Below are 19,095 nucleotides of genomic sequence, written 5' to 3' on the forward strand. Positions count from 1 at the left end.
AGCGCAAACTGACACTTACTTCCGCCGCTCGACAACGAAGCGCGCGGCCTGTTTCAACGACACACCCTCTTCACCGTATGGTGCCAGCGCATCGCATGCTTGGTCAACTAATTCCGCTGCGCGGGTCTTGGCGGCATCCAAGCCCAATAGCGAAACAAAGGTCGCTTTGCCTGCGTCCGCATCTTTCCCAACGGCTTTGCCCACCGCTGCAGCGTCACCTTCGACATCCAATATGTCGTCGGCGATTTGAAAGGCGAGTCCAAGCGCCTGCGCATATGCGCGCAGAGGCGCGGTGTCTGCCTGCGCCAGCATGGCACCAGCCACGCCAGACCATTCGATCAGCGCGCCGGTTTTGTTGCCTTGCAATTCGATGATCTGATCAAGGGTAAGCGGAGTGGTGGCGGTCTCGGCCGCGATGTCCTGCGCCTGACCCAGCACCATGCCTTGTGCGCCTGAGGCCTTCGCCAAAGACGTCACGAGCGCGACGTTGACCTCGGCTTTGTCGGACGCTTGGGACACGAGTTCAAACGCGAGTGTCTGAAGGGCGTCTCCGACGAGGACGGCGGTGCCGTCATCCCATTTCTTGTGTACGGTCGGTTGGCCACGGCGCAGGTCGTCATCGTCCATGCAGGGCAGATCATCATGAACCAGCGAATAGGCGTGCACTGCTTCAATCGCGGCTGCGGCTGTCACGGATTCCGCGACCGGGATTCCGTGCAGGCGGGCGCCTTCAATCACGAGATATCCGCGCAGGCCTTTGCCGCCCGCAACCGCGTAGCGCATGCCTTGAACCACAGGCAAATTGCCCATCTCAGCCATGGCTTGGACCAACCGATCCTGAGTGGCGGTTGCAGCGGCGGTCAGATCGTCTTTGAACATGGTTTACTGCGGATCGAGAGGTTTCGTGCCCGTCGGCTGACCGTCAGCGTTCAACGTAATGGCGGCAACCTTTTCCTCGGCGGCTTTCAACTTGGCCTCACAATGTGCCTTCAACTCAGCACCGCGCTCGTAGAGCGTGATCGATTGCTCCAACGCAACGTCGCCGCGCTCCAGTTGACCGACGACCTGTTCCAGTTCGGTCATCGCTTCTTCAAAGCTCATTTCGGATACCGCTTTGGACATCTGTCTTCCTTCCTGACGGGCTACTTCGAGCCTTGATCGATCAACTCGGCCACATGCGCTGCGGATGCGTCGCCAAGTGCTTCAAGGTCATAGCCGCCTTCGAGGCTTGATACCACCTTGCCACCGCAAACCCGTGCAGCAAGTGCGCAGATTTCACGTGTGACCCAAGCGAAGTCCTCGGTTTCCAGCAGCAGCCCGGCGAGCGGGTCGCGTTTGTGGGCGTCGAAGCCAGCAGAAATAATGATCAGGTCGGGTGCAAATCTTTCGACCGCAGGAAGGATTGTTTGCCCCCACAGATCGCGGAACGTGTCGCTGCCCGCGCCATCGGCAAGGGCCACGTTCATGACGTTGTCATCCGCACCGGTTTCGCTGGGATAGCCCGTACCGGGATAGAGCGGCATCTGATGGGAGGACGCAAAAAAGATGCGCGGGTCTTCTTCGACAAGGTCCTGTGTGCCGTTGCCGTGGTGGACGTCCCAATCAAGGATCGCTACGCGCTTTAGCCCGTGGTGATCCAGTGCAGCCTTGGCGGCAATCGCGACATTGCCAAAGAAGCAAAAGCCCATTGCGGTTTCGCGTTCGCAATGGTGACCGGGTGGACGGCAGGCGACAAAGGCGTTCTGCACCTCATTGCTGAGGACCATGTCGACGGCCTTTACGCATCCACCCGCTCCGCGCATCGCCGCGGCGAGTGTCCCGGGCGACAAATGTGTATCCGCATCCAATGAGCGCCAGCCGCTCTGTGGGACGGCGGCTTTGATCGCAGCGATATGGGAGGCGGGATGACAGCGCAGCAAATCATCATCGGCTGCAAACGGTGCGTTGGTCCGAACAAGGTCCATATCGGACAGCGCGCCCAACACAGCGTCCAACCGCGCCACCTGTTCCGGGTGGCCCGGTGGGGTTACGTGCCCATAGCACTCTTCATGCGTGATCAATGCTGTGGCCATATGCGCCTCCGTTCACTTGGGCGCACAGTTATGCCCCCAACCGCAAAGCGCAAGGCGAACAGTCGTCAGGCCGCTGCGCTTGCGTGCGTTTCAGTAAGGATGGCGTGCAGCGTGCTGGCCGTCGTATTTGCGCGTAGCTTGGCGCAAATGCTTTCGTCGCGCAGGGTACGTGACACCAGAGCCAAGGCTTTGAGGTGCTCGACACCGGCTGCCTCTGGGGCGAACAGGCAAAACACCAGGTCAACGGGCTTGCGGTCAACCGCACCGTAATCGACCGGTTTTTCAAGACGCAGGAAGCAACCCGAGACACGGGATGCTTCAGCCATGCGGGCGTGCGGAAGGGCAACGCCTTTGCCAACGCCGGTCGGGCCAAGAGATTCGCGATCCATAAGCGCAGCCACAGCGGCGCCGTCAGGCAGACCATGGACATCAGCCATGATGTCACCCAGCTCGTGGAACAAGCGTTTTTTCGACGATACCGAAGAAACGACTTTCACGGCCTCTGGCAAGAGGATGTCCGAAAGTTCCATCGCGATCACTTTTCTACTCTGGCGAGACTGCTCTAGCCGTTGGTGTTTGGGTCAATCCAACCGATGTTTCCGTCGTCGCGACGGTAGACCACGTTAGTTCGGCCCGCTCCTTCATTTTTGAACACGAGCACGGGGGACCCAGCCAGTTCCATCTGCATCACTGCCTCGCCGACGGAGAGAGACGGAATTTGCGTTTCCATCTCGGCCACGATCACAGGCTGTAAGGTTTCAGGCTCGGCGTCATCCCCGGCGTCCGATGCAGCGAGGATATACGAGGCCCCGCCCATAAGTTCAACGGGTTCCGTGCGATCCTTGTGGTGATCTTTCAACCGACGCTTGTAGCGGCGCAGCTGTTTTTCCATCTTGTCACACGCGCTTTCGAAAGCTGCATAAATTTCAACAGCTTGGGCGCGCGCAGCGGCGGTTAGGCCAGTGGATAGATGCACAGTCACCTCACACACGTGTTCGTGGGCTGACTTCGAGAAAATCACCTGCGCTTCCGTCGGTCGCTCTGCGTATTTCTGAACGACGGAAGAAAGCGAATCTTCAACATGCTGCTGAAGCGCCGCGCCAATATCGATTTGTTTGCCGGTGATTTGGTACCTCATGCACCCTCCTGTCATATAGCATCCAAGACGGACCTCGCCTAAGCGTTGGCCGGTTATGGTTGCCGATTGGTTAAGTCATGGCGTCCTGTGCAAAAGCGGCCCAAGGATGGGTCTTTGCAGAACTTCAAAGGCAGAAGCGGACTGTCCATTCTTTACATTTGGGAATGCAAAACCGTCTGTGTCAATGGTCGTCGTCGGAAATCGACAGGCGCGCTGAACGGAGCCGATGCGCAAGTCGCGCGTTCTCATTGCTGTTCTTGGCTGTCGTGGAGTGCCTTCAAAACGCGATCCAGTTCCGGGATTTGCTTTTCAGACCAGACGCGGACACCGGATCGTCTGAGCGCCGCTGTCGTTGATCCCATTCCTGCTTTCTGCGCCCCCTCAAAGGTGCCGTCATAGATCACAGATGATCCGCAGGATGGCGAGCCATCGGTCAGCACCGCGTGCTCGCATCCGTTGCGCTGGGCAAATGCTACGGCGTCTGCGGCCGCCTTCTGGTAAAGCGCGGTCACATCGCGACCTGAATCCTCGACAATACGAGCATGGCCATTCAGGACCTCTGCGCCGCCGCCGCCTTGAATTTCTGCCGGAGGTCGGGGTGTCGGAAAGCCGACGGCAATTTCGGGACAGAGCGGGACAAGCCAACCCTCCTGCGCCCAGCGTTGGAGGATGGTCTGGTATCCAGAGGTTTTGTCAGAGCCGTTGTATCGGACTTTGCGGCCCAACAGGCAGGCGGAAATCAGGATGCGGACCGAGCCATCACCTGGCACAGATGATGGTTTGCCCGAGGCCCTCAAAACCGGAAATTATCGCCGAGATAGACCCGGCGCACATTCTCGTCTTCGACGATTTCGCGCGTTGTGCCTGACATCAGCACCTGACCGTCGTGCAGGATGTAGGCGCGGTCAACGATCCCGAGCGTTTCCTGCACGTTGTGGTCGGTGATCAGCACCCCGATTCCACGCGCCTTCAAATCGCTGACAAGGCTACGGATTTCACCCACGGCAATTGGGTCGACCCCGGCAAAGGGTTCATCCAAAAGCAGGTATTTCGGGTTGGCCGCCAGACAGCGCGCGATTTCCACGCGACGGCGTTCGCCACCCGACAGCGCCAGAGACGGAGCGCGGCGCAGGTGACCGATTGAGAATTCGCTCAAAAGCTCTTCGAGACGGGCCCGGCGCTGTTTGCGATTGGGTTCGGCGATCTCAAGGATGGCCATGATGTTGTCTTCAACATTCAACCCGCGAAAGATCGACATCTCTTGTGGCAAATAGCCGACGCCTAACTTCGCGCGGCGATACATCGGCAGCCCGCTCACGTCGCGGCCATCCACGATCACCTGCCCCGCTTCGGCATCGACAAGACCGGCGATGGCGTAAAAGCAGGTCGTCTTGCCCGACCCATTTGGGCCGAGAAGAGCCACGACTTCGGAGCGACGCAATTCGAGACTGACGTCTCGGATCACAAGCCGTTTGCGATAGCTTTTGCGCAGGTTGCGAACCTCAAGCCCGGGTGAGCCTTCGGAGACAGAGAGTTTTGGCTTGGCCATCAGTTTTCCGATGCCGCGCCAGATGTATCATCGTCAGAGTACAAAACCGTCCGCACCCGTCCGGACAGGACGGCGATTTCCTTATCCAGATCAATATCCATGCTGTCCGCTGAAATGGCGCTGCGGCCTTGGACCATCAGCACATCACCAGACAATAGCATCGTTTCAGCGTCGACGTTGTAGTTGGCGCTCTGGGCTTCGACCTCTTCTTCAGAGGTGACAAGCAAAACGCCACCCGTTGCGACCATGGACTGCACGCCACCTTCCTGCGTGTAGAGGATTTCGATGCGGGGTGCCTGCATGCGCAGATCGCCCTGAATCACGACCACATCCCCGATCAACTGGGCCGCGCCGGTTTCATTGTTGACTGACATGCTTTCTGCCGCGATCTCGATCGGGTCGTTGCTATCGGGGTTCAACCCTTTGAAACCGACCTGAAGACCTTGCGCCAGCGCCAGCCCCGGCATCAGTAAAAACAAACACATCAATCGCCACATAGGGCCGACCTCTCAATCACTTTCGCGCTCGTATATCAGGTTCACACCGTTGTTGAAAACGGCAAGGTGATCCTGCCCCGGTCCAGCACGGGCAATGCGCATGCTTCCAGCCTCCAGATCACCGAATGATCCGGTCGCGGTGACGGGACCATCGCTTATGATCTCGTCGTTATCCAAAAACATGCGCAGGGTTTCGGCCTGAATCAGCATGCCGTCGGTCGACCGTATCTCCGTCCCGCCTGACAGAACCGTTTCGCCGGTGGCAGAGTTGGACGACCCGGTCGGCGCGGACAGAAAGGTGCGGACATCTGTGTCAGGGTCAACGAGTTCGATGTTCAGGTTCTCGAACCGCGTGATCGTATCGTCCGAAGCGTCCGGCAACGCGCGGTCAGCGGTCATTTTGAAAGCTGACCCATCATTCGTGACACCAGAAGAGCTGGGCTTGGACAGCCGTTGTTCGCGCGCAATGCTCTCGACGTCGAGTTCCTTGTAAGGCAGCGACTGGGTCGGGTCGATTTGCCCCGAAAAGAAGAACAACGTCGACAAGAGCGCGACAGCCGTGATCGGCAGCACCACCTTGAGCGCCGTCACAAGGCGCGAATATCCATCCGCGCGGCTTGCCACTAACCCAGGCCGACGCGCAGGCAGTCGTGAATGTGGATCAGGCCGACTGGGATTTTGTTTGCATCCGTAACGAACAGGCAGGTGATCTTGCGTTCGTTCATGTCGGCAACAGCCTCTTCGGCCAACGCGTCGGCGCTGATGGTCTGCGGTGCCTTGGTCATCACCGCGCCCGCGTCGAGTGACAGCAGACCGTCCATGTTGCGGCGCAAGTCACCATCGGTCACGATCCCGATCAGACCGCCGGTCTCTTCTGTGACGCCAACCACGCCAAAGCCCTTTTGGCTGATTTCCAAGAGCGCGTCGCCCATTCCGGTCCGGGCGCTGACGATTGGCAGCGCGTCGCCTGTGTGCATCAGATCCGCGACACGGCTTAGACGTGCACCCAGCTTACCGCCTGGATGAAATTCGCGGAAATGGGCCGCGGTGAATTGGCGATGCTCCATCAGCGCCATGGCCAATGCATCGCCCAAGGCGAGGCTCATTGTGGTCGAGGTTGTCGGTACATTGCCTGTGCCGCAGGCCTCTTCGACCTTGGGCAGGACCAGCGCGATATCGGCCTGACGCAGCAAGCTGCTCGTCGGGACCGAAGCCATCCCGATCATCGGGATTTTGAAGCGGCGGGTATAGGCGATCAGGTCCGCCAACTCCGGTGTTTCGCCCGAGTTCGACAACACCAGCACCACGTCGCCCTGCGCCATCATGCCAAGATCGCCGTGTGAGGCCTCGGCTGGATGCACGAACTGCGCAGGCGTCCCGGTCGAGGCAAAGGTCGCCGCAATCTTGCGCGCGATGTGTCCGGATTTGCCCATGCCCGTCACGACCACGCGGCCCTTGGCCGTCAGCAACAGTTCAACGGCCTGAACAAAGCTGTCATCGACCGCATTGGCCAGCGCGCCCAAGGCAGCGCTTTCGATGCGGATCACGCGGCGGGCGGTTTCAAGGTAATCGGTGCTGGTCATGGTGATTACGAATGCGCGAAAATGTCGGTATCCGGCCATCCGGCCAGATCAAGTTTGGCCCGCGTCGGGAGGAAATCGAAGCAAGCCTGCGCAATCTCCATGCGGCCTTCACGCTCCAGCCGCTCATTCAGTTTCTCACGCAGCTTGTGCAGGTGCAGGACGTCAGATGCCGCGTATTCCTGCTGCGCCTTGCTCAACTCTGCCGCGCCCCAGTCGCTGGATTGCTGCTGTTTGCTGATGTCCACATCCAACAGCTCGCTCACGAGATTCTTGAGCCCGTGGCGGTCGGTGTAGGTGCGGATCAGGCGGCTGGCGATCTTGGTGCAATAGACCGGCGCAGTGAGCGCTCCAAAGGCATGGTACATCGCGGCGATGTCAAAACGCCCATAATGGAACAGTTTGAGCGTCGCAGGATCGCGCAGCAAACGGGACAGGTTGGGTGCCTCCGTCTGGCCTTTGTGGATCTGCACAAGGTGTGCGTTGCCGTCGCCATCGGACATCTGCACAAGGCAGAGCCTGTCGCGGTGTGGGTTCAAACCCATCGTTTCGCAATCAATCGCCACGATCGGGCCCAGCGTCAGGTCGTCCGGCAAATCGCGTTGGTACAGGTGTATCGTCATCGCATGTCTCACATAAGTTGCGCGGGGCTTGCCGCCTAGGGCACCGCCTGTCAACCGGGACAAACAGTGTGGCTTTGCTTGTTTCGGGGCAGTGTCTTGCGTAGTTCAGGCACATGGCACCCGTGATTTCCGACGCTGATCTGCGTGACATCCTGCAAACGACCAAGGTGATTGGATGCGTTGGCGCGTCGCTTGACCCCTCGCGTCCATCCTATGGCGTGGTCGATTATATGGTGCGCCACGGATACAAGATCATCGGCGTGAACCCCAATCTGGCTGGGCAAGATCTCTTCGGGACGCCCATCGTCTCTAGCATCGCGGATTTGCCTGATGACGTGGACATGCTTGATGTCTTTCGCAGGTCAGAGGCTGTGCCACCCATTGTGGCCGAGGCAATAGACGCCCTGCCAAACCTAAGGACTGTCTGGTTGCAATTGGGCGTCATGCATGCCGACGCCGAGGCAAAGGCGCAAGCCGCCGGGCTTCGCTATGTTGCCAACCGATGTCCCAAGATCGACCATGCGCGGCTTATGGCCTAACGGGTCTGGTTGTCCCTACCTGCGGTCAGCTTTGCCTTTTTGCCGCCATCATCGACCCCTAGAGTGCGCCCAACCACGATCAGTCGGAGCGTAACGTGACAGTACAGGTGCAAGGCGATTGGCACGAATCCGTGTGTATGTGTCCGGGCTGCATGGCGGACACTTACCTGAGCGAAGATACTGGCCCAGAGGTCTCACCGGGCGAAGTCACGTATGACGTTGATCCCTCAAGCACCGAGTCAGGCCTGATTGGAACCGCGATCAACGGGCTTGATATCTGGAGCGCCTATAGAACGGCGCAGCATATCGCGCGTTTCTCGAGCACCTATGCCGATGACGGTGATGATCCTGGCACAAGTACAGAGGTCACATTCCGTTTTCAGGACGCTGCTAGCGCGGGTGGTGAATTCTACGTTTTTGAGGCGGTCAATCAGGCCCTGACGCGGGGCATTCTGGATCAGTTCTCAGACGTGGCCGATGTCACCTTCCGTGAATTGTCGGGCTCGGACACGTCGGCCGATATCAACTTTCGCTACCGCGACGGTGAAAACGGCGGCGGCTTCTGGAACGGATCCGAAGTTGTTGTCAGCCGGGTCGGCTGGGAGCCAGAGATGGACTACGGCACCTACAATCGCCGCCTGATGTTGCATGAAATCGGGCATGGCATGGGGCTAGCACATCCGGGGAACTACAACGGCAGTTCGGCCACCTATGCGGATGCCGACCACTGGAATGACAGCCGTCAATATACTGTCATGTCCTATTGGAGCGAGACGAATACCAATGCTTCGTTCGGGCATATGTCGACGCTTGGGCTGCATGACATTCTGGCGATCCAGATAGAATATGGGGCAAACCTGTCGACGCGCACGGGCGACACGACCTATGGCTTTAACTCGAATGCCGGCGACGCCTACGATTTCACATCGACCCGAACGACTAGCAGCGGCACGGAAACCCAGAACTTGGACATGGCGTTTTCGATCTGGGATGCGGGCGGGACCGATACGCTCGATTTCTCGGGATCGACGACCGGCACCGCCATGGACCTGCGCGAGGGTGGGTTCAGCTCGGTCAACGGCCAAACCTATAACGTCTCGATTGCCTACGGCGCAGTGATCGAGAACGCGGTCGGGTCCGACCATGATGATCAGATGCTGGGCAACTGGGCGCAAAACCACATGCAAGGCGGTACCGGCGATGATGTGATCCAAGGCGGCGCGCTGACCGAATTTGCCTTGGACAGCAGCCGGAATTTCACGGGCATAACCATGAATGCTGATCCGAATGAGTTCGGGCACTCGGCACAGGTGACGGGCATCACCGCGTTCAGCGGCTCCGCGTTCTCGATCGATATGATGGTCAACATCCTGCGGATGTCGGCCACGACAACCCCGCTGTTGAGCTACGCGGTCAACGGTAACTCGAACGAGGTTCTGATCGAACTTCGCCACGATGGGGTCATACGCATCCATATCGATGGGAACTCCATCGACACGGACATCCTGTCGATCAGCCTGATCGACGGCCTTTCCCATCATCTCGCCTTCACATGGGATGCCGCCAGCGGGGCATTGAGTGTCTATGTCGACGGCGATGTCGCATGGGACGGAACCCTGTCCGCAGGGGGATCAGTCGGTACCGGTGGGACGTTGGTCTTTGGTCAGGAACAGGACTTGCTCGGCGGAGGGTTTTCCAATCGCGAGACGTTCCAGGGCACCATGGGCGAAATCCGCATCTGGGATGATGTACGCACCGCGCAAGAGATCAATGACAACGCCTTCGGATCGATTTCAGGCCCAGCGGGCAACCTGCAACACAACTGGATCGTGGACCTGTCGGACACCACGACCGTCACCGACGCCACCGGAAACGCGAATCTCAGCCTTGGGGCTGGCGTCACCGTAAGTCAGGAACATGCGCAGGGTCCGGCCCAGTCGGACGATGACACCCTTATCGGCGGCGAGGGCAATGACACGCTGATCGGCGGCGTGGGCGATGACACGCTCTGGGGCGAGGGTGCGAGCCTGCCACCTGCACCGGAAGAGTTTGGTATGGCCCAGATGGCGGCCTCTGGGACAACGCGGCTTCAGGCCGATGTTACTATGGGGGCGTCATGGACGTTTGAGTTTCTGATCGACCGCAACGCGCTTGGCCACCAAGGCTATGATATCGATCTGCCGGGGTTCTCTCTTTACGCCTTTGATGACGGGGCGTTGTCGATGAATATCTGGAGCCCGGTTGGGGGACAGCAAAACTGGCATTACAGCCTGTTCCGTGCCTCGGTCTGGGATGAAACAGAGTTCAGCCGTCTGTCGATCACCTATGACGCCGCAACCGGTGAGATGATCAGCTATGTGAACGGGCAGGCGGTCTATTCCTATACCTTCAACGCAGGCCCGATCCTGAGCACAACCACGGGCGCGCTTCGGTTCGAACTGCCGGATACGCAATTCGGCGACATTCGGCTGTATGACCGGGCGCTCAGTCAGTCGGATATCGAGGCCACGGCGTTTTACGAGATCGACAATCCAAACGCAGTGTCCGGCTTGACCGACTACTGGACCGTGGATGCAAGCGGCGTGCCGCGTCAGCAGATCACAGGCGGTGACGACATGGCCGCGACCAACGTGACCGGCACAACGGCGCAATTCCGCTATCCTGAATTCAACGACGCGCTTTTCGGCGGGCTGGGTGATGATTCCCTGTTTGGCGAAGCTGGTGACGACATGCTCGTTGGTGGCGACGGCGATGACATGCTTAACGGTGGGGATGGTGATGATGTGCTGGACGCAGGGAGCGGCACCAACAGCCAGACGGGCGGTGCGGGCGAAGACACGTTCGTCTTCCGTTTGGCATCGGGCACGCACACGCTCACCGATTACGAGGCACAAGATACGATCCGGTTCGCAGGCTTGGATGCCCTGAATGTCGGGGCAAACATCCAATTCATTGGCGACAAAGGCAACGTTGGCTGGACGGGCGTTGGCCAACGCGGCAACGCGAACCGCCTGACCCTTGAACTCACGCTGGAGCAGGTCGGGGACGATGTGCATGCCACGCTGGACACCTCCGCTGGTGCCTGGTCGCTTGATACGACGCCCGATGTTTTGGTGACCGTGATCATCGAGGACTTGCTTTTGAGCAACCTCAGCCTTGCAGATTTCGAGTTTGTCTGAGGGGGGCAGAGGGCCCACTATACCGAAGGATAGATACCTATCCAGTGTTACCCTCCAAAGGGATTTCTATACGCGCTAACACTGCGGCGTTGATGAAAGAGAGCCCCAAGTGAAGATTCGCCACGAACGTCCCATGTCCGATCTGGAGTTTAAGGTCCGCGCACCGCTGCGGCTTGAACTGCCTTCGGGTGAGGTCGTCGAAGTCAACGAGTGGTCTCAGGCAGGCATCACATATCCAGAAGCAAGCGACGTTCTTCCCAAACGTGCGCATCTGATCATCCCGTTTCAGGGTGTCGATATCCGGTTTCCGGTAAACTTCGAGGCAGGCACCCGCGATAACGAGATGGTTTTTGTCGGGCTGACAGGTCGTCAGCGCGAGGTGATCGGCGTGTTCTATCGCTCGCTGCTGTCGGGCAAGATGGCTCCGTCAGAGGACATGATCACCGCTCTGGATACGCCCGTGGACCTTGTTCCTATGGGCGAAACCGAGGAAGAGAAGGCCACCGGCGAGGCTCAACAGACGTCGCGCGCCCTGCGCGTTGTCTGGAACACGGTCTTCTATTTTGCCCTGGCAGCGGCGCTGATCGGATTGATCGGCGGGCAGATCGTGGATCGGCTGACCAGCGTCAACCTCAAGAGTGCGCGGGTTGTGGCTCCTATCCTGAGCCATACCGCGCCAGCCCCAGCCTACGTCGATGAAGTGGTGGCCCTACCCGGCCAAAAGGTAAACCGCGGTGACTTGCTTGTCCGCCTTTCCGACCCTGCCCGTGAAAGTGCCGTTGACGACATTCGCCGTGACATCACGCGAGCTGCAGACCGCGTGAGAGAGGCGCGCGCGATCCTGAATTCTCATTTGGGACTCGGGGATCAGGAGCGCGCGCGCCTTCTCGAAATCTTGGATCGTGCGATTCGGGACCGCCACTGGAGCGACTTTACCGCTGGTCGCAACCTCGACGCAGTCGAAGCCGCCTTGGCGGCGCTTGCTGCATTTGACGCGCAAGACAGCGTTGTTCCGGGCGACTTCTGGCACCTGCACAAAGATCTGAAAGACCAGCTGAACCGCGCGAAAGAAGACGAGCGTCGTCTGCGTCGCGATCTGGGCAACGCCAAGGATGCCGCTCAGGCGCACAATATCCTTGCCGAGGCGGATGGAACCGTTTCCGAGGTTCTGGTGATGCGCAACGAATACCTCGGTCGCGGCCAACTGGTTGTCACCGTGGAAGAGGACCGGGGCCGCTTTGTACAAGCTTGGCTGAACGAGGCACGCGCTGGCGCCGTCTATATCGGCATGGGCAGCGACGTTGTTCTGCGCACCGTCGAGGGCAAGAAGCGCTACAAGGCAGTTGTGACCGACCTGTCCGCCGGGATTGACCCAGAAACGGACAACGGCTTTGGCATGATTGTCACGCTTGAGCTGACTGGCATGGACATGGACGATACCCGCGCGGCCCTGATGCCTGGCGCACCCGTTCAGGCACGCGCGCTGAAGTCGTGGTTCCTGACCGATTGGTGGCGCGGATGAGCGCCCCCGAAACAGAGTATGCCTTCGACAAGGACCTGACGGTCCGACTGCGCGATCTGCAAGCCCCTGCCAAGACCGGCTGGGCCAAGTGGAGCGCACGGCAGGCCTTGATCTTGTTTTCGGTTGGTCTGCTTTTGCTGTGGTTGCTGGTCAATGTGCCCAACCGCTTTCTTGAACCCGATGTCATGCACCTGACCTTCACGCTCGGTGCGCTGGGCATGTGGCGGTTTGGCTGGTGGTTTACCCATGCCGTTCGGGCCGAAATCTATCGCCGGTTCAAGTTTCCCAAAATGCGCGCACGTGCGACCGAGCTTTGGGAATCGGGCTGGCGTCCACGCCGTCTGCACATCCAGATGACAACCTATTACGAGGAAGAGGCCATCACCAAACGGGTGATCGGTTCGATCCTCTCGCAGATCCGCCGCGAACGGATTCCAACGACACTCTACATCGGGACGGGCTCATCCTTTGATGAACTGATCATTCGTGAATTTGTCGAAACCTACGCACAGGACATTGACGACGATCTTGCCGAACTGGTGTTCCTGCGCCAGAACCAGCCTGGCAAGCGGATGGCCATCGGAATGATTCTCCGGGCGATCAACCGCAACGGTGTCCACAAAGATGACCTTGTGATCTTCATGGATGGCGACGCGCTTTATGGCGGCGACGTTCTGGAAAAGACGCTGTCGATGTTCGGCGCTGATCCTGAATTGCAGGCTCTGACGACCGATGAAGAAGTGATCTGCTACGGTCCGACCTGGATTGCGAACTGGCTCGATATGCGCTTTGCCCAGCGGCGTTTGGCGATGCAAAGCCACGCGATGTCGGACAAGGTTTTGACCCTGACGGGTCGGATGTCGGTGTTTCGGGCTGAGCACATGCTGAGCCTGAAGTTCATCCGCACGATTGAAGCCGACCATCTGGATCACTGGCTTTGGGGCCGCTTTCGGTTCTTGTCGGGTGATGACAAGTCGACGTGGTATCACATGCTGACCCGTGGCGCGAAAATGACCTATGTGCCGGACGCGACCGTCTACACGATCGAGGTGATCAAAGAGAACGGGTTGGAGCGGATGGTCCAGAACTTCCGCCGTTGGTCCGGCAACATGCTGCGCAACGGGAGCCGCGCCATCGCGCTTGGTCCGCGTCAGGTGAAGCCGTTCATCTGGTGGTGTCTGGTCGATCAGCGAATCGCAATGTGGACCATGATGGTGTCGCCCATCGTCGCCATCCTCGGAACGATTGTTGAGCCATCCTACATCTGGTCTTGTCTGATCTGGGTGTTGTTTAGCCGGATCGTGCTGTGTCTGTTCCTGTACACCTATAGCCGACGCGTCGATCTCAGCTGGCCGGTGATTCTGTACTTCAACCAGATCATTAACGCCTCGGTGAAGATCTTCATGATCTTTCACCTGTCCAAACAGAAATGGTCGAACCGGGGTAACCAAACCTCTGGCGGCGGCGAAGGTCTCTTGGCGCGCACCCAGAACGGCATGGCAAAGGTCCAACTGGTCACGACCGTCACCGCATTCGTGTACTTTCTTGCCTGGTATGTTGGCCTCGCACCTGCCCCGTTGGCGTTCTGATAAAGCGGCTATCCTTTTGGATGGGGAGGCTGGTCGAAAGCGCGAAAAGCTATGCCTCCGCAGGCAGGATTTAACGGTTTCTTAAGCATAAACCTCTGACATCACTTGATAAGAGGAACAGTGACATGAACGCCATTGCAAAGATCAACACCGCCAGCACCGCGCTGGTTGCCCCTGCCAAGACCGCCGCAAAGTCGCCTGAGCTGAACGAAGCTGGCCAGCGCTATGAGCGTCCTTGGGGTTACTACGAGACCATCAGCCTCGGCGCACGGTTTCAGGTCAAACGCATCGTTGTGAACCCTGGCGAAACGCTGTCGCTGCAAAGCCACTACCACCGCGCTGAGCACTGGATCGTCGTCGAAGGCACCGCACGCGTCACCCGTGATGAAGAGATCATGATGCTGAGCGAAAACGAATCCGTTTACATCCCGCTGGGCGCAGTTCACCGCCTCGAAAACCCCGGCAAAATGCCAATGGCGCTGATCGAAGTGCAAACCGGCACCTACCTCGGGGAAGACGACATCGTGCGCTACGACGACGTCTACGGGCGCGCCGCCTGATCCCAAACTAAGCCTCTCTCAAGTCTTAGCTGTCCTTTTAAAGTCCTCCACTCACGCGCTCTGAGGACAGCTCCAAAGCCCGGCCATTGGCCGGGCTTTGTTGTTTTGCGACCAACTGTTTCTGAAATGGAAACACCGCCAAAAAAAGCCAACTAAACTCAGCAGTTTCGGCCCGGGATAGTCGCCATATCCCAAAGGATAGCGCCTCTGGGCCTTTGCGCCGGAATCTATACCGTCTCCGAATATTTTCGTTTTTCCAGACCTTTATACCGATTTTCAGAAACGAAATTCCGGCAAAGGACCGACGAAAATGTTGAACCAAAACACAGCACAGTTCTCGAACGCAGTACCAGCCGCCCTGTATGTGGTTGAAGAAAAACCATCCATTTCTGTCGTAGGTTTGGGCTATGTTGGCGCTGTCTCGACAGCCTGCCTGTCCAGCCTTGGCCACCGCGTTATCGGTGTCGATCTGGACGCGGTCAAAATCCAGCAGATCAGCGAAGGTGTTTCGCCAATCCACGAAAAAGACCTGGGCAAACTGCTGTCCGAGGGCGTCGAAGCCGGTCTTGTCACCGCGACCGACGATCTGACCCAAGCGGTTATCGATACCGACGTCACCTTTGTCTCGGTCGGCACGCCTACATCCGAAGATGGCGGTTGTGACTACCGCTACATCGAATCGGCGGCCCGTTCGATCGGCGCCGGCATCGCGCAGAAGGATGATTTTCACGTTGTCGTCATGCGCTGCTCGATCCCACCAGGCACCACCCTGAACGTGATGACCCCGATCATCGAGCAAGTGTCGGGCAAGGTCCTCGGCGAAGATTTCGGTGTGTGCTTCAACCCTGAATTCCTGCGCGAAGGTGTGGCGGTTGCAGACTTCTACGAACCACCAAAAACCGTGATCGGTGCGACCTGCGAACGCTCGGGCAACATCCTGCGCCAAGTGTATCTGCCGGTCGATGAGAACGTCATCGTTACCTCGATCGAGACTGCAGAAATGGTCAAATATGTCGACAACGTCTGGCACGCGACCAAAGTGACTTTTGCCAATGAAGTCGGTCGCTTGTGCAAGCCGCTGGGTGTCGACAGCCACGACGTCATGGATATCTTTGTTCAGGACACCAAGCTGAACCTGTCGCCGTACTACCTGAAACCCGGCTTTGCCTATGGCGGCTCGTGCCTGCCAAAAGAGGTTCGCGCCGTTGCGCACATCGCGGGTGAACAGGGCGTCAGCCTGCCACTGATCGAAAGCCTCGGTGTTTCGAACGAACAGCACATCGAATCGGCGACGCAAATGGTGCGTGCAACCGAAGCACGCCAGGTGGCGATCCTTGGCCTTGCGTTCAAACCAGGCACCGATGACCTGCGTGAAAGCCCAATCCTTGAGACCATCGCAGCACTGCATGCCGAAGGTGTCGAGATCAAAATCCATGACCCGGCGATCACCCGTGAAACGCCACTCGACGGTCAGCTGAGCTACGTTCAGCACGGTTCCAAAGGTCTCGCAGCCGTTGCGCCACACCTCGCAGACATGATCTGCGACACCGTCGAAGAAGCGACCGCTGGCGCAGACGCTCTGGTGGTGACCCAAAAGAACGAAACCTACCGCAACTCTGCTGCCCTTGCATCGGTCGCCGATGTGCCAGTGATCGACGTCGTTCGCCTGTTTGACGGAGCCAAGCCAGCAACTTGCACAGGGATCGGCTGGTAACCCAGCCTCCGGTTTCACTTCACGATAAAAGGACGAGTGACATGACCCAGACTTTTGTAGGAACACCCGGAGATGATCTCATCTCCGGAACTCCGGGCGACGATCTTCTGATCGGCCAAGGCGGTGACGATACAGTCACCGGTACGGCAGGCGACGATGTAATCATCGGTGACTATCTGCCAGACAACATGCTGACAGGCACAGAAGATGCCCTCAGCTTTGCGCAATTCGCTGAAAACGGTGCGTGGACCCTGACCGACCTGGGCAACGGTCATTCTGCAATGACCCAGTCGGTACAAACCGTCACCGACGGCGCGTATTCCATCACCTTCGAAGCCGCAGCCAATATTGGCGAAGGCCATCTGTCGGGTACCATCGAAGTTCTCTGGAACGGCGAAGTGATCGACACAATCAACACGGCGGAAGCCGGGTTCGAGAGCCACACGCTGAACCTGATCGGTACGGGTGGGCAGGATCAACTGACATTCCGCTCAGTCGAAAGTACAGCCCAGTCGGATGGTCCCGTAATCAACACGGATGGCCCGGTCTTCTACTATGAAAAAGAGATGGAGATTGGCGGCCAGACAGTCACCGTCAAAGCCGTCGCTCCGGGTCAACCGAACCTCTATCAGGTGATGAACGGCACCCTGAACGTGTTTGATGTTGAAACCGAAACCTACCAGCAAGCTGGTTCTGACGCGACCGTCGTGATTAACGGTTTTGGTTTCAACCAGGAAGACGACCTGTTCTACGGCATCGCAGTCAAAAACGGTGTCGACTCGCTTGGCAACGTTGTGACCAAAAATGACATTGTCATGATGGACGCAAATGGCGACAGCTATCGTCTGGGCGATGGTCCTTATGCGTCATGGACCGGTGATTTTGACGACAAGGGCAACCTCTGGTCGTTCCATTCCAGCATGGACCGCGTGACCGTCATCGACGTCGATCAGCGTGATGCAGATGGCAATCCGCTCACGACCGTTTTCAAATTTCCCAAGTCGCTAGTGACAGACTCGGTCTGGGACGTTGCCTTTGATGCGACGACACAAAAATTCTACGGTGTCGTGCGCCCCAAATACGAAGGTGCGTCGGCAAAGCTGATGGTCGTCGATGTCCAGGACGTCCAGGATGGAGGCGTTCCGCAATTCTCGACCTATGAGATCGACAGCACGTTGATTGACGGGGTTCTGCACAACGGCGCACCAGCGATCACATTCGGCGCTGCAATCGTTGACGGAGACGGCAACCTTTATGTTGGCGGCAACGGTGGCGATCACGACATGAACGACGCTACTGGCACCAGCGGTGGCATCTACCGCGTGATTCTTGACGAAGCGACGGGCACCGCACGCCTTGAGTTGGTCACCGAAGCCCCGAAGGCCTATTCCAACGACGGCGCGGCAGACCCACGTGCGATTGATCCGTTCACAGAAACCGATCCCGGCGCAACGGTCCTGATCCGGTCGCCGGAATTGTTGCCTGTCGAAGGCGGTAACAACAGCTTTGACGATAACATCCATGCCGGCGGTGGAGCCGACACGGTGCTGGGCGGGTTCGGTGAAGACGAAATCATCGGCTCGTCCAGCGGGGACACTCTGAGCGGTAACGATGGCGACGACATGATCTATGGCGGCGCAGGACCAAACAGCACCTCGACGATCGTTTCCTTCTACGACGAAAACGGCCTGCGCTATGATCAGTTTGGCAACCTTCTGCCAGAGGATGACGACATCCTGTTTGGCGGTGCGGGTCAGGACATGCTGTCAGGCTCTGCTGGTCACGACGTCCTGTCGGGCGAATCGGGCGATGACCGCCTTTTTGGTGGGTCGGGCAACGACCAGTTGTTTGGCGGTACCGGCGACGATTTGCTCAGCGGTGGTCGGCATGCTGATACGCTGTCTGGCGGCGATGGCGACGACACCTTGAACGGGGGGTCCAGCAACGACGTTCTTGATGGGGGTGACGGCGCCGACAACCTGATTGGGGGCGGCGGTGCCGACACGATCACAGGCGGTCTTGGAAACGACCGGATCAATGGCGGTTCCGGCAATGACACCGTCGCAGGCGGCGAAGGAGACGACCGGATCAAATCTGGTTCTGGTGATGACAGCGTCACCGGCGGCGACGGACGCGACTATATCAACGCGCACAAGGGCGATGATGTCGTCGACGGCGGGGCCGGGAACGACACGATTTACCTTGGTGCCGGCGCGGATATCGCCTCCGGCGGCGCGGGCTCTGACCGTTTCGTGTTCCGGACGCAGGATCTGGACGGCAACACCAACCAAATCCTCGACTACGCCCGCGATGGTTCTGGCCGTGACCGACTGGATCTGCGTCAGCTCAACCTCGTGAACAACGGATCGAGCGTCGACGACTGGATTGCTGCGAACCTGTCACAGCAACAGGACGGCGATATCGAGATCGATTTGGGTGGCGCGACAATCCTGCTGCACGATCACAACGATCTGGGACAGTCGTTCATGGATCAGGTCTTGGATGGCCTGTTGCTCTAATCAAACAAGCGAAG

The 19,095-nt window shown here is 58.5% G+C and carries 17 protein-coding genes and 1 pseudogene; 7 read left to right on the forward strand and 11 right to left on the reverse strand.

What is annotated here, in order from left to right:
* Positions 1-15: 15 nt before the first annotated feature.
* From FE702_RS12580 to FE702_RS12630, 11 genes are all read right to left on the reverse strand, one after another.
* On the reverse strand, positions 16-879 hold the full coding sequence (locus FE702_RS12580; protein WP_147126654.1) for a polyprenyl synthetase family protein: 864 nt from the start codon (positions 877-879) through the stop codon (positions 16-18).
* 3 nt (positions 880-882) lie between these two features.
* Positions 883-1,122 carry an exodeoxyribonuclease VII small subunit gene (locus FE702_RS12585; RefSeq protein WP_147126655.1) on the reverse strand — a complete coding sequence of 80 codons (240 nt, stop codon included), beginning with the start codon at positions 1,120-1,122 and terminating at the stop codon, positions 883-885.
* A 20-nt stretch (positions 1,123-1,142) separates the two neighbouring features.
* Positions 1,143-2,072 carry a histone deacetylase family protein gene (locus FE702_RS12590; RefSeq protein ID WP_147126656.1) on the reverse strand — a complete coding sequence of 310 codons (930 nt, stop codon included), beginning with the start codon at positions 2,070-2,072 and terminating at the stop codon, positions 1,143-1,145.
* Positions 2,073-2,137: 65 nt separating this feature from the next.
* A complete protein-coding gene (locus FE702_RS12595) occupies positions 2,138-2,602 on the reverse strand; it encodes a PTS sugar transporter subunit IIA (protein WP_147126657.1) in 465 nt (154 codons plus the stop codon).
* Between the two features lie 32 nt (positions 2,603-2,634).
* The gene (hpf, locus tag FE702_RS12600; protein WP_147126658.1) at positions 2,635-3,210 is read right to left on the reverse strand and encodes a ribosome hibernation-promoting factor, HPF/YfiA family; all 576 of its coding nucleotides are present in this window, start codon (positions 3,208-3,210) and stop codon (positions 2,635-2,637) included.
* 245 nt (positions 3,211-3,455) lie between these two features.
* Complete coding sequence (locus FE702_RS12605; protein WP_147126659.1) at positions 3,456-3,980, reverse strand: 2-thiouracil desulfurase family protein; 525 nt, start codon at positions 3,978-3,980, stop codon at positions 3,456-3,458.
* 23 nt (positions 3,981-4,003) lie between these two features.
* Positions 4,004-4,759 carry an LPS export ABC transporter ATP-binding protein gene (gene lptB / locus FE702_RS12610; protein ID WP_147126660.1) on the reverse strand — a complete coding sequence of 252 codons (756 nt, stop codon included), beginning with the start codon at positions 4,757-4,759 and terminating at the stop codon, positions 4,004-4,006.
* Complete coding sequence (locus FE702_RS12615; RefSeq protein ID WP_186827075.1) at positions 4,759-5,244, reverse strand: LptA/OstA family protein; 486 nt, start codon at positions 5,242-5,244, stop codon at positions 4,759-4,761. Before FE702_RS12615 ends, lptB begins: the two co-directional genes overlap by 1 nt.
* A gap of 24 nt (positions 5,245-5,268) precedes the next feature.
* Positions 5,269-5,880 carry an LPS export ABC transporter periplasmic protein LptC gene (gene lptC / locus FE702_RS12620; protein WP_222611814.1) on the reverse strand — a complete coding sequence of 204 codons (612 nt, stop codon included), beginning with the start codon at positions 5,878-5,880 and terminating at the stop codon, positions 5,269-5,271.
* Positions 5,880-6,839: a KpsF/GutQ family sugar-phosphate isomerase gene (locus FE702_RS12625; protein WP_147126663.1), complete on the reverse strand. Its 960-nt coding sequence runs from the start codon at positions 6,837-6,839 to the stop codon at positions 5,880-5,882. The genes lptC and FE702_RS12625 overlap by 1 nt, the downstream gene beginning before the upstream one ends.
* A gap of 5 nt (positions 6,840-6,844) precedes the next feature.
* Positions 6,845-7,459 carry a ribonuclease D gene (locus FE702_RS12630; RefSeq protein WP_147126664.1) on the reverse strand — a complete coding sequence of 205 codons (615 nt, stop codon included), beginning with the start codon at positions 7,457-7,459 and terminating at the stop codon, positions 6,845-6,847.
* 113 nt (positions 7,460-7,572) lie between these two features.
* Between FE702_RS12630 and FE702_RS12635 the strand changes: the two genes are divergently transcribed.
* The 7 genes and pseudogenes from FE702_RS12635 (at position 7,573) to FE702_RS12665 (ending at position 19,081) form a co-directional block, all read left to right on the forward strand.
* Entirely contained in the window at positions 7,573-7,998 is a 426-nt protein-coding gene (locus FE702_RS12635; protein WP_147126665.1) for a CoA-binding protein, read from the forward strand.
* A gap of 152 nt (positions 7,999-8,150) precedes the next feature.
* A complete protein-coding gene (locus tag FE702_RS12640) occupies positions 8,151-11,177 on the forward strand; it encodes a M10 family metallopeptidase C-terminal domain-containing protein (RefSeq protein ID WP_186827077.1) in 3,027 nt (1,008 codons plus the stop codon).
* A gap of 109 nt (positions 11,178-11,286) precedes the next feature.
* Positions 11,287-12,699 (forward strand): HlyD family secretion protein, encoded by a 1,413-nt coding sequence (locus FE702_RS12645; protein ID WP_147126667.1) that lies wholly within the window; start codon positions 11,287-11,289, stop codon positions 12,697-12,699.
* Positions 12,696-14,288 (forward strand): glycosyltransferase, encoded by a 1,593-nt coding sequence (locus FE702_RS12650; protein WP_147126668.1) that lies wholly within the window; start codon positions 12,696-12,698, stop codon positions 14,286-14,288. The genes FE702_RS12645 and FE702_RS12650 overlap by 4 nt, the downstream gene beginning before the upstream one ends.
* Before the next feature lie 221 nt (positions 14,289-14,509).
* A pseudogene (locus tag FE702_RS12655) lies at positions 14,510-14,848 on the forward strand (cupin domain-containing protein); the annotation flags it as partial.
* A 310-nt stretch (positions 14,849-15,158) separates the two neighbouring features.
* On the forward strand, positions 15,159-16,562 hold the full coding sequence (locus FE702_RS12660) for a UDP-glucose dehydrogenase family protein (protein WP_147126670.1): 1,404 nt from the start codon (positions 15,159-15,161) through the stop codon (positions 16,560-16,562).
* Between the two features lie 41 nt (positions 16,563-16,603).
* The gene (locus FE702_RS12665) at positions 16,604-19,081 is read left to right on the forward strand and encodes a calcium-binding protein (protein WP_147126671.1); all 2,478 of its coding nucleotides are present in this window, start codon (positions 16,604-16,606) and stop codon (positions 19,079-19,081) included.
* The last annotated feature ends 14 nt before the right edge of the window (positions 19,082-19,095 follow it).

Origin of the sequence: Shimia ponticola (assembly GCF_007995215.1) — a bacterium.
Lineage (GTDB): Bacteria > Pseudomonadota > Alphaproteobacteria > Rhodobacterales > Rhodobacteraceae > Shimia_B > Shimia_B ponticola.

Coding starts and splice junctions, on each gene's coding strand:
- FE702_RS12580 (WP_147126654.1), bottom strand. CDS start 879: ATGTTCAAAGACGATCTGACCGCCGCTGCAACCGCCACTCAGGATCGG.
- FE702_RS12660 (WP_147126670.1), top strand. CDS start 15,159: ATGTTGAACCAAAACACAGCACAGTTCTCGAACGCAGTACCAGCCGCC.
- FE702_RS12585 (WP_147126655.1), bottom strand. CDS start 1,122: ATGTCCAAAGCGGTATCCGAAATGAGCTTTGAAGAAGCGATGACCGAA.
- FE702_RS12630 (WP_147126664.1), bottom strand. CDS start 7,459: ATGACGATACACCTGTACCAACGCGATTTGCCGGACGACCTGACGCTG.
- FE702_RS12640 (WP_186827077.1), top strand. CDS start 8,151: ATGGCGGACACTTACCTGAGCGAAGATACTGGCCCAGAGGTCTCACCG.
- FE702_RS12635 (WP_147126665.1), top strand. CDS start 7,573: ATGGCACCCGTGATTTCCGACGCTGATCTGCGTGACATCCTGCAAACG.
- FE702_RS12650 (WP_147126668.1), top strand. CDS start 12,696: ATGAGCGCCCCCGAAACAGAGTATGCCTTCGACAAGGACCTGACGGTC.
- FE702_RS12665 (WP_147126671.1), top strand. CDS start 16,604: ATGACCCAGACTTTTGTAGGAACACCCGGAGATGATCTCATCTCCGGA.
- FE702_RS12615 (WP_186827075.1), bottom strand. CDS start 5,244: ATGTGTTTGTTTTTACTGATGCCGGGGCTGGCGCTGGCGCAAGGTCTT.
- FE702_RS12625 (WP_147126663.1), bottom strand. CDS start 6,839: ATGACCAGCACCGATTACCTTGAAACCGCCCGCCGCGTGATCCGCATC.
- lptB (WP_147126660.1), bottom strand. CDS start 4,759: ATGGCCAAGCCAAAACTCTCTGTCTCCGAAGGCTCACCCGGGCTTGAG.
- FE702_RS12595 (WP_147126657.1), bottom strand. CDS start 2,602: ATGGAACTTTCGGACATCCTCTTGCCAGAGGCCGTGAAAGTCGTTTCT.
- FE702_RS12590 (WP_147126656.1), bottom strand. CDS start 2,072: ATGGCCACAGCATTGATCACGCATGAAGAGTGCTATGGGCACGTAACC.
- hpf (WP_147126658.1), bottom strand. CDS start 3,210: ATGAGGTACCAAATCACCGGCAAACAAATCGATATTGGCGCGGCGCTT.